This window comes from Ensifer sp. R1-3, assembly GCF_056739175.1.
Map to the genome: position 1 here is coordinate 3063343 of NZ_CP096515.1, position 10534 is coordinate 3073876.

Annotated in this window: 11 protein-coding genes; all 11 read left to right on the forward strand. The window is 62.7% G+C overall.

Going from position 1 to position 10534, the window contains the following annotated elements:
- Positions 1–146 precede the first annotated feature (146 nt).
- Positions 147–1451 (forward strand): ABC transporter substrate-binding protein, encoded by a 1305-nt coding sequence (locus tag M1D43_RS14640; protein ID WP_003530238.1) that lies wholly within the window; start codon positions 147–149, stop codon positions 1449–1451.
- A gap of 78 nt (positions 1452–1529) precedes the next feature.
- Positions 1530–2468, forward strand: a complete 939-nt coding sequence (locus M1D43_RS14645; protein ID WP_003530241.1) for a carbohydrate ABC transporter permease — start codon at positions 1530–1532, stop codon at positions 2466–2468.
- Entirely contained in the window at positions 2461–3309 is an 849-nt protein-coding gene (locus M1D43_RS14650; protein WP_003530243.1) for a carbohydrate ABC transporter permease, read from the forward strand. The genes M1D43_RS14645 and M1D43_RS14650 overlap by 8 nt, the downstream gene beginning before the upstream one ends.
- 36 nt (positions 3310–3345) lie before the next feature.
- Positions 3346–4416 (forward strand): ABC transporter ATP-binding protein, encoded by a 1071-nt coding sequence (locus M1D43_RS14655; protein ID WP_013844902.1) that lies wholly within the window; start codon positions 3346–3348, stop codon positions 4414–4416.
- 195 nt (positions 4417–4611) lie between these two features.
- Positions 4612–5151: a protease inhibitor Inh/omp19 family protein gene (locus M1D43_RS14660; RefSeq protein ID WP_003530248.1), complete on the forward strand. Its 540-nt coding sequence runs from the start codon at positions 4612–4614 to the stop codon at positions 5149–5151.
- A gap of 217 nt (positions 5152–5368) precedes the next feature.
- The gene (locus tag M1D43_RS14665; RefSeq protein WP_003530250.1) at positions 5369–5647 is read left to right on the forward strand and encodes a type II toxin-antitoxin system RelE/ParE family toxin; all 279 of its coding nucleotides are present in this window, start codon (positions 5369–5371) and stop codon (positions 5645–5647) included.
- On the forward strand, positions 5622–5921 hold the full coding sequence (locus M1D43_RS14670; RefSeq protein ID WP_003530252.1) for a HigA family addiction module antitoxin: 300 nt from the start codon (positions 5622–5624) through the stop codon (positions 5919–5921). Before M1D43_RS14665 ends, M1D43_RS14670 begins: the two co-directional genes overlap by 26 nt.
- A 41-nt stretch (positions 5922–5962) precedes the next feature.
- Positions 5963–7117 (forward strand): cell division protein ZapE, encoded by a 1155-nt coding sequence (zapE, locus tag M1D43_RS14675; RefSeq protein WP_318854092.1) that lies wholly within the window; start codon positions 5963–5965, stop codon positions 7115–7117.
- A gap of 182 nt (positions 7118–7299) precedes the next feature.
- Positions 7300–8262 carry a malate dehydrogenase gene (gene mdh, locus M1D43_RS14680; RefSeq protein WP_003530257.1) on the forward strand — a complete coding sequence of 321 codons (963 nt, stop codon included), beginning with the start codon at positions 7300–7302 and terminating at the stop codon, positions 8260–8262.
- 33 nt (positions 8263–8295) lie between these two features.
- On the forward strand, positions 8296–9492 hold the full coding sequence (gene sucC / locus M1D43_RS14685) for an ADP-forming succinate--CoA ligase subunit beta (RefSeq protein WP_003530260.1): 1197 nt from the start codon (positions 8296–8298) through the stop codon (positions 9490–9492).
- 6 nt (positions 9493–9498) lie between these two features.
- Positions 9499–10401 carry a succinate--CoA ligase subunit alpha gene (gene sucD, locus M1D43_RS14690; RefSeq protein ID WP_003530262.1) on the forward strand — a complete coding sequence of 301 codons (903 nt, stop codon included), beginning with the start codon at positions 9499–9501 and terminating at the stop codon, positions 10399–10401.
- Positions 10402–10534 lie beyond the last annotated feature (133 nt).

Genomic DNA, 10534 nt, shown 5'->3' on the forward strand with positions numbered 1-10534 from the left:
TTAGCGTCCCCTGTCAAGCCGAGCGCCCGAAATATTCGCGGCGGCTGTTGACATTTGTCGGCATCTCCTCTGAATTAATCCGCATCGGGGACAAAATGAAGAGGACGTTTTGCCCCCTTCTGAAGGAAATATGGGAGGAGAAAGATATGATGCTCGAACGTGGGTCGGCGCCTCCGCGCGCAACCAGACTTTCTGCGCTTGCTGCAGTAGCCGGCATGGCGCTTCTCTTCGATGCGAGCCACGCATCCGCCGATACGGTGGTCAAGTGGCTTCATCTGGAGACTGTGCCGGCCTATGTGAAGATGTGGGAGGACATCGCTGCAAAGTACGAATCGGAACATGCGGGCGTCGATATTCAGCTCCAGTTCCTGGAAAACGAGGCATTCAAGGCGAAGCTGCCGACGCTCCTGCAGTCGGACGACGCGCCTCACTTCTTCTATAGCTGGGGCGGCGGCGTGCTGAAACAGCAATCCGAGACCGGCGCGCTCATGGATCTGACGGAGGCGATGCGCGCCGATGGCGGAGCCTGGGAGAAGAGCTACAATCCGGCTGCGCTCAAGGGCTTCACCTTTGACGACAGAATTTATGCGGTTCCCTTCAAAATGGGAACGATCAGCTTCTTCTACAACAAGGAGCTCTTTCAGAAGGGCGGCGTCAAGGCCGAGGATATCAAGACCTGGGACGATTTCCTCACGGCGGTGAAGACGCTGAAGGAGGCCGGCATCACGCCGATCGCCGGCGGCGGCGGCGACAAGTGGCCGCTGCATTTCTACTGGAGCTATCTGGTGATGCGCAACGGCGGCCAGCAGGTCTTCGAGGATGCCAAGAACAACGAGGGCGAAGGCTTCCTGCAGCCGGCGATCATCAAGGCCGGCGAGCAGCTCGCCGAACTCGGCAAGCTCGAGCCGTTCCAGGGCGGCTATCTCGGAGCGAACTGGCCGCAGACGCTCGGCCTCTTCGGCGACGGCAAGGCGGCGATGATCCTGAGCTTCGAGAATACCGAAGCCACCCAGCGCGCCAATTCCGGCGACGGCAAGGGCCTCGCAGCCGAGAATATCGGCCGCTTTCCCTTCCCCGCCGTCGAGGGCGGGGCGGGTGCCGCCACCGACACGCTGGGCGGTCTCAACGGGTGGGCGGTAACCAAGAATGCTCCGCCCGAAGCGCTCGATTTCCTGCGCTACCTGACCAATGCGGAAAACGAGCGGTTGATGGCGAGCGTCGGCATGATCGTCCCGGCGGCGGCAGGTGCCGAGGATGGAGTCACCAACCCGCTTGTGCGGGCTTCGGCCGACCAACTCGCGGCCTCGACCTGGCACCAGAATTATTTCGACCAGGATCTCGGCCCCTCCGTCGGCCGCGTCGTGAACGATGCTTCCGTCGAGATCGTCTCCGGACAGATGTCCTCGGAAGAGGGCGCCCGGATGATCCAGGACGCCCGCGAACTCGAATGAGTGCGTAAGCGGCGGCGGCGGGGGACCCCGCCGCCCGGCCTTCCTTCGACCATTCGGAACCACCTTTGCGAGGACCAGATGACCGACGCGACTGCGACGATGACCGCGGTGCCGGCCACGGCAAGCCGCAAGAATGTGCGCTACAAGAGCCCGACCGTGCGCGGGCGCCTGCCGGTGCTCATCCTCTTCCTGCCGCCGGCCCTGCTGCTGTTCACGGTCTTCGTCATCCTGCCGATGGGAGAGGCGGCCTGGTACAGCCTCTACCGCTGGAACGGCTACGGAACCCCGACGCAGTTCGTGGGCTTGCGCAATTTCGAGGTGCTGTTCAACAATGCGGCCTTCTCGCGGGCGCTGATCAACAACGGCATCATCATTCTCGTTTCGGTGCTCCTGCAGATTCCGCTCGCCCTCTGGCTTGCGATGATGCTCGCGCACAGGATCGCCGGCGTCGTCGCCTTCCGGCTGATCTTCTTTCTGCCCTACGTGCTGGCGGATGTCGCGGCCGGGCTCATCTGGCGCTTCGTCTATGATGGCGACTACGGGCTTGTGGCGGCGATCGCCGGCTTCTTCGGCGTGGCCACCCCTTACGTGCTCGCCGACCGCAGCCTTGCCATCTATGCGGTGCTTGCCGTCATCATCTGGAAATATTTCGGCTTCCACATGATGCTGTTCATCGCCGGCCTGCAGGCGGTCGACAGGAGCGTGCTCGAAGCTGCCGAGATCGACGGGGCGACCGGCTGGCAGAAATTCCGATACGTGACCCTGCCGCTCCTCGGTTCGACCGTCAGGCTGTCGATCTTCTTCGCCGTCATCGGATCGCTGCAACTCTTCGATCTCGTCATGCCGCTCACCGGCGGCGGGCCGTCGAACTCGACGCAGACCATGGTGACCTTCCTCTACACCTACGGCGTCACCCGCATGCAGGTGGGGCTCGGAAGCGCGGTCGGCGTGGTCCTCTTCGTCATCTGCGTCACCCTCGCCTTCGGCTACAAACGGATATTCATGCGCCATGACTGACACGACTTCTTCCGTTCGCATGACCGCAGCCACCCGCCTCTATCTCTATGTGTCGCTGTCGCTGGTGGCGATGCTGGTCTTGCTGCCCCTGGTCACCACGGCGCTCGGCGGCTTCAAGTCGCTCGGCGACCTGCGCGTCAACCCTTTCGGCCTGCCTTCCGAATGGCTGTGGTCGAACTATCTCGATATCCTTTTCGGCGACCGCTACTGGCGGCAGATGCTGAACTCGCTGTTCATCGCGGCCATAACCGTGGTGCTGACCGTCATCGTTTCGGCCATGGCCGCCTTCACCTTCGCCCATGTCAGGTTCTTCGGCTCGAACCATTTGCTGAACTACTTCCTGATCGGGCTCATGTTCCCGGCGGCAACCGCGATCCTGCCGCTCTTCATCCGCATCCGCGATCTCGGTCTGCTCGATACCTATTGGGGCGTGATCCTGCCTCAGGTGGCGTTCGGCCTCGGCATGAGCATCCTGCTTTTCCGCAATTATTTCCGGAACCTGCCGGAAGAACTCTTCCAGGCCGCCTTCGTCGACGGCTGCGGCTACATCCGCTTCTTCTGGTACATCTCCCTGCCGCTTTCGCGCCCCATCGTCTCGACGGTCGGCATCATCACCTTCGTGCATAGCTGGAACAGCTACATCCTGCCGCTGATCATGCTGAACACGGAGGCGAAATATCCCTGGCCACTCGGCATCATGGTCTATCGCGGCGAGTTCGGCACCGATTGGCAGCTCGTGCTCGCCTTCATCACGCTGACGATCCTGCCGACGGTGATCGTCTTCTTTCTCGCCCAGAAGCACATCATCGCAGGCCTCACGGCCGGCGCGGTGAAATCCTGAGCCCTTCCCTGACGCATCGTTCCAAGGAGAAAGCATATGGCATCGGTCGAACTCAGGGACATCCGCAAGAGCTACGCTGCGCTCGAAGTGGTCCACGGCGTGTCTCTCTCGATCGCGGAGGGCGAATTCATCGCGCTCGTCGGTCCCTCCGGCTGCGGCAAATCCACGTTGCTGCGCATGATCGCCGGATTGGAAGAGATCAGCGACGGCGAGGTGCTGATCGGCGGCAAGGTGGTCAATCCGCTGACGCCGCGCGAGCGCAACATCGCCATGGTCTTCCAGTCCTACGCGCTCTACCCGCACATGTCGGTCGCCGAGAACATGGGCTTCAACCTCAAGCTCTCCGGTCTCTCCCGTCCCGAGATCGACAAAAAGGTGGGCGAGGCGGCGCGCATGCTGGCGCTGACGGAGCTTCTCGATCGCAAGCCGAGTCAGCTTTCCGGCGGCCAGCGCCAGCGCGTCGCCATGGGACGGGCGATCGTCCGCGATCCGGCCGTCTTCCTGTTCGACGAACCGCTCTCCAATCTGGATGCCAAGCTCCGGGTACAGATGCGCACCGAGATCAAGGCCTTGCACCAGAAGGTCGCCACCACCTCGATCTACGTGACTCACGACCAGATCGAGGCGATGACGCTCGCCGACCGCATCGTCGTCTTGAACGGCGGCAGGATCGAGCAGGTGGGCACACCGCTGGAGCTCTACCGCACCCCGGCCAACCTCTTCGTCGCGGGTTTCATCGGTTCGCCGGCCATGAACGTGCTCGACGGAACGGTCGATGCCGATGACGGGGAGCCGGCGGTGCGCCTCGGCGACGGGTCGGCGATCCGCATCGCGCCCGAGCGCAAGGTGCGGCCCGGGCAGGCGGTCCGGATCGGTCTGCGCCCGGAACATTTCGTCGCAGGCGGGGAGGGCAATGCCATTGCCGGCCAGACGCTGCTGGTCGAGCCGACCGGTGCCCAGACGCATGTGCTCTTCGAATTCGCCGGCGAACAGATAACCGCCGTCGTCGACGGCGATCACCCGGCCCGCCACGGATCCCTCTTCAGGGCGGCGATGGACCGCAGCCAGGTCTATGTCTTCGACCGGCAGACGGGCGCGGCACTCTGAGCATCGCGCCCGGCCGCCCGCCGGGGCGGGCCCGTGTCCGTGTGAAGGCACATGCGAGCGAATTCGTCGGGCGTCTCAATCCTGCAACTGCCGGGCGCGAAATGGCTTGCCTTGATTTGAAAGGTGGTTTTGCTGTAATTCGGCCTATATTATCGCGTTGCGTTATGGTTCGCGGACAATATCGGGGGTAAAGATATGCGGGTTTCACATGCGGCGGCCGGGTTGGCGGTTGTACTTGCGCTAACCGGATGCCAGCGGACGTCCTTCGGTGGTTTCGGATCTCAGGATGTTTCTCGCGCTCCCGCTCCCCTGCAGGCGCAGCCCGTACCCTCCGTCTCGGCGGGGCAGCTGCCGCCTCCGGCCGGGGCGTCGCAGTTCCCGGCCGCACCGACGACAGGCACTGCAGCGCCCGGCGCTGCTGCCGGCACGGAAGTGGCCGCAGCCACCAATGCGCTCGACGTGACGAAGGAATCGATGGTCGGCAACTGGCGCGTTTCGAGTGCCGGCAGTTCATGCGACATGTTCCTGACGCTCACCAATCTCGGCAGCGGTTCGCGCGGCGGCACGCGCGGCTGCGCCGGCGAGCTAACGGCCATGGGGTCGTGGGAGGTGGCGGGCAAGCAGGTCGTGCTCAAGGATCGCAGCGGCAATCCGATCGCCCGGCTCTACAAGACGGCCGATGCGCGCTTCGACGGCTCGACCAATGGCGGGCAGCCGGTCAGCCTCAGCCGCTAGGGCGGAGGAGAAGTGTGTGCGGTTTCGCCCGCATCCCGCATCTCAACTTGCAGGAATCGATCACGTTCATGATTTTAGGTCGATCCGACCTAAAATCATCGTGATTAGCGCTGCTTGAGCTAGCTGTGCGTGGGCTTTCCGCCCGCGTTGCCTCATCCGATAACGTTCTCGAACCCCTCTGTTGCGCTCTCCATGTGCAGCGTGTTACGTATCGCGTATGATTCAAAGCTTCGGGAACAAGGAGACTGAAGCAGTGTTCAAGCGGCAGCGAACGCGCCGCTTTGGCGCGTTTCAGAAACCCGCTCTCGTGAAGCTTCTCATGCTTCACGCGGCTACGCGCATCGAGGATTTGCGTGTTCCGCCCGGCAATCGGCTGGAAGCGCTGAAAGGTGATCGGGCGGGGCAGTATTCGATCCGCATTAACCAGCAATGGCGGATTTGCTTCCGCTTCGAGAACGGAGACGCCTACGATGTCGAAATCAGCGACTATCATTGATCCTATCATGCCCGGCGAAATCCTCGCCAGCGAGTTTCTCGAGCCGATGAATATCAGCGCCCGCAAGCTGGCGGGTCATATCGGCGTTCCGGCGAACCGGATCACCGAGATCATCAAGGGACGCCGGAGCATTACCGGCGATACGGCTCTGCGGCTTTCCAAGGCCTTTGGTACGACGCCGGAATTCTGGATCAATCTCCAAAGCCATTATGAACTGGAACGCGCGCGTGATGCCGCAGGTGATCTGAGCATTTCTCCGCTTCACGCCGCATGATGGACCAGAGCCGCAAAACCACGAAACGATAGAAGCGCATCGTGCTCAATCCTGACGACAGCATTCTTCACAAGCTCGAGGCGCTCGTTGCCGCCGGCGAACGGCAGCGTGACCCCGCTCAATTCGCAATCGCAAGAAGGCTCGACAGCCTGACGGCAAATCTCCTGGCAAGCCGCCCCTCGCGCAAGACCAATGCGCTCGGCTGGCTCTTTGCGGCGCGCAAGAGGGACCAGCCGCCGGTCAAGGGCCTCTATATCCACGGCGGCGTCGGGCGCGGCAAGACCATGCTGATGGACATGTTCTTCGATGCGGTGCCGATCCAGCGCAAGCGCCGCGCCCATTTCCACGAATTCATGGCCGATGTGCATGAGCGCATCTACAGGCACCGGCAGAAGCTCAAGAACGGCGAGACGAAGCAGGCCGATCCGATCCCGCCCGTCGCTTCCGATCTCTTCGGCGAAGCGCGGCTTCTGTGTTTCGACGAGTTCACCGTCACCGACATTGCCGATGCGATGATCCTGGCGCGGCTCTTCGGCGAACTGTTCGCCAAGGGCTGCGTGCTTGTCGCGACCTCAAACGTCGAGCCGGACAATCTCTATCGCGACGGCCTCAATCGCGGTCTCTTCCTGCCGTTCATCGATCTCCTGAAGGCGAATGCCGAGATAATCTCGCTCGATACGGAAACGGATTATCGCCTGGGCAAGACCGATGGCGCGCCCGTGTGGCTGTCGCCGCTCGGGCCCGAAACGGAAGCCGCCATGGATCGTGCCTGGTATCGGGAGACGAGCGGAGCGCCGGCCGCCTCGGCCGAGATCGGCCGCAAGGGGCGGACGATCCGCGTGCCGGCGGCGGCCGGCCGGGCCGCGCGGTTCACCTTTGCCGACCTGTGCGCGCAGCCGCTCGGTGCCGCCGACTATCTTGCGATCGTCGCGCAGTACAGCACCATCTTCCTCGACCATGTTCCGCATCTCGGGCCGCACCTGCGCAACGAGACGAAGCGCTTCATCATTCTTGTCGATGCCCTCTACGACCAGGGCGCCCGCCTGTTCGCCTCGGCTGCCGCGGAACCGCAGCATCTGCTGACCGCCAGGAAGGGCACCGAAGGCTTCGAATTCGACCGTACGGTTTCGCGTCTGATCGAGATGCAAAGCCAGGAATATGCCGCGGCTCACCCGCAAAATTCAGCGGCGGAATGACGGTCCGGCGACATCAGTTCTTACGTTTACGTAAGAATTTTACGATCTAACCGATTGAAATTGCTCTGCCAAAAAGTATCGATTGATATTTTTCCCTTTGCCGTTTAAGGGCTTTCGCGAAGGTTTGGCGTTTGCCGCGTTTCAGGCCTTGATCATTTTGGGATCACAAAGGAAGCACTTTCATGGCGCGCAACAAGATCGCACTTATCGGTTCGGGGATGATTGGTGGCACGCTGGCGCATCTCGCCGGCCTGAAGGAACTGGGCGACATCGTCCTCTTCGACATTGCCGACGGCATTCCCCAGGGCAAGGGTCTCGACATCGCGCAGTCCTCCCCGGTCGAGGGCTTCGATGCATCGCTGACCGGTGCGAGCGACTATTCCGCGATCGAGGGCGCCGACGTCTGCATCGTCACCGCCGGCGTGCCGCGCAAGCCCGGCATGAGCCGCGACGATCTGCTCGGCATCAACCTCAAGGTCATGGAACAGGTCGGCGCCGGCATCAAGAAATACGCTCCAAACGCCTTCGTCATCTGCATCACCAACCCGCTCGACGCCATGGTCTGGGCGCTGCAGAAGTTCTCCGGCCTGCCGAAGAACAAGGTCGTCGGCATGGCCGGCGTGCTCGACTCTTCGCGCTTCCGGCTCTTCCTCGCCGAGGAGTTCAACGTCTCTGTCAAGGACATCACCGCTTTCGTGCTCGGCGGCCATGGCGACACCATGGTGCCGCTCGCGCGTTATTCGACGGTTGCCGGCATCCCGCTGCCCGACCTGATCCAGATGGGTTGGACCACCAAGGAAAAGCTCGACCAGATCATTCAGCGCACCCGTGACGGCGGCGCCGAGATCGTCGGCTTGCTCAAGACCGGCTCGGCCTATTATGCGCCGGCCGCCTCGGCGATCGAAATGGCCGAAGCCTATCTCAAGGACAAGAAGCGCGTGCTGCCCTGCGCCGCTCATCTCTCCGGCCAGTATGGCGTCAAGGACATGTATGTCGGCGTGCCCACCGTGATCGGTGCCGGCGGCATCGAGCGCATCATCGAGATCGACCTCAACAAGGGCGAGAAGGAAGCCTTCGACAAGTCGGTTGCGGCCGTCGCCGGCCTTTGCGAAGCCTGCATCAACATCGCACCCAGCCTGAAGTAACCGCCATCCGGCCTATCAGACAGGAAAGAACCCATGAACATCCATGAATACCAGGCCAAGGCTCTGTTGAAGAGCTATGGCGCGCCGGTCGCGGAAGGCGTCGCGATCTTCTCCGCCGACGAGGCCGAGGCGGCCGCGAAGAAGCTGCCGGGGCCGCTTTACGTGGTGAAGAGCCAGATCCACGCCGGCGGCCGCGGCAAGGGCAAGTTCAAGGAACTCGGCCCCGATGCGAAGGGCGGCGTGCGCCTGGCCAAGTCGGTGGACGAGGTCGTCGCCAATGCCAAGGACATGCTCGGCAACACGCTGGTGACCAAGCAGACCGGTCCGGCCGGCAAGCAGGTCAACCGCCTCTATATCGAGGACGGCGCCGATATCGACCGCGAGCTCTATCTCTCGATCCTCGTCGATCGCTCCGTCGGCCAGGTGGCCTTCGTCGTTTCGACCGAGGGCGGCATGGATATCGAAGCGGTCGCCGAACATACGCCGGAGAAGATCGTCACCGTTGCGATCGATCCGGAAAAGGGTGTGACCGCAGAAAATCTGAAGACGCTGGCCGACGCGCTGAAGCTCGAAGGCGAAGCGCGTGCCGACGCCGAGAAGCTCTTCCCGATCCTCTACAAGGCATTCGTCGAAAAGGACATGAGCCTGCTCGAGGTCAATCCGCTGATCGTCATGACGAACGGCCGGATGCGCGTCCTCGACGCCAAGGTCTCCTTCGACGGCAATGCGCTCTTCCGCCATGAGGACGTGGTCGCGCTGCGCGACACGACGGAAGAGGACGACAAGGAAATCGAGGCGTCGAAATACGACCTCGCCTATGTCGCCCTGGACGGCAATATCGGCTGTATGGTCAACGGCGCCGGTCTTGCCATGGCGACGATGGACATCATCAAGCTCTACGGCGCCGAGCCCGCGAACTTCCTCGATGTCGGCGGCGGCGCCTCGAAGGAAAAGGTCACCCAGGCCTTCAAGATCATCACGGCCGATCCGGCGGTGAAGGGCATCCTCGTCAACATCTTCGGCGGCATCATGAAATGCGATGTCATCGCCGAGGGCGTGCTCGCAGCGGTCAAGGAAGTCGGCCTCAAGGTGCCGCTCGTCGTGCGCCTGGAAGGCACCAATGTCGAGCTCGGCAAGAAGATCATCAATGAATCGGGCCTCAACGTGATTTCCGCCGATGATCTGGACGACGCCGCCCAGAAGATCGTTGCAGCCGTGAAGGGAGCCTGAGGTTTCATGTCCATCCTGATCAACAAAGACACCAAGGTTCTCGTTCAGGGCCTGACCGGCAAGACCGGTACCTTCCACACCGAGCAGGCACTCGCCTATAACGGCACCAAGATGGTCGGCGGCATCCACCCGAAGAAGGGCGGCGAGACCTGGACCGGCGCCAAGGGCGAGCAACTGCCGATCTTCGCTACCGTTGCCGAAGGGCGCGACGCGACCGGCGCCAACGCTTCCGTGATCTATGTCCCGCCGGCCGGTGCCGCCGCGGCGATCATCGAGGCCATCGACGCCGAAATCCCGCTCATCGTCTGCATCACCGAGGGCATTCCCGTCGCCGATATGGTGAAGGTCAAGGCCCGGCTCGAAAAGTCCTCTTCGCGCCTCATCGGCCCGAACTGCCCGGGCGTGCTGACGCCCGACGAATGCAAGATCGGCATCATGCCGGGCAACATCTTCCGCAAGGGCTCGGTCGGCGTGCTTTCGCGCTCCGGCACGCTGACCTACGAGGCGGTGTTCCAGACGACCAATGAAGGCCTCGGCCAGACGACGGCAGTCGGCATCGGCGGCGACCCGGTCAAGGGCACCGAGTTCATCGACGTGCTGGAAATGTTCCTCGCAGACGACGAGACCAAGTCGATCATCATGATCGGCGAGATCGGCGGCTCGGCCGAAGAGGAAGCGGCGCAGTTCCTGAAAGACGAGGCAAAGCGCGGCCGCAAGAAGCCGATGGTCGGCTTCATCGCGGGCCGTACCGCGCCTCCCGGCCGCACCATGGGCCATGCCGGCGCCGTCATCTCCGGCGGCAAGGGCGGTGCGGAAGACAAGATCGCGGCTATGGAATCGGCCGGGATCCGCGTCTCGCCTTCGCCCGCACGCCTCGGCAAGACGCTGGTCGAAGTCCTGAAGGGCTGACGAACGATCCTGCGGCGCCCGCGCGTCCTGTCGGACGCATAAAGGTCGCCGTGGCACTTTGCAGCGGGGCGGCAGACCATGCCGCCCCATTGGAGCCACGAAAGATACGATGATGAGCGTCAAGTCCGGTGCA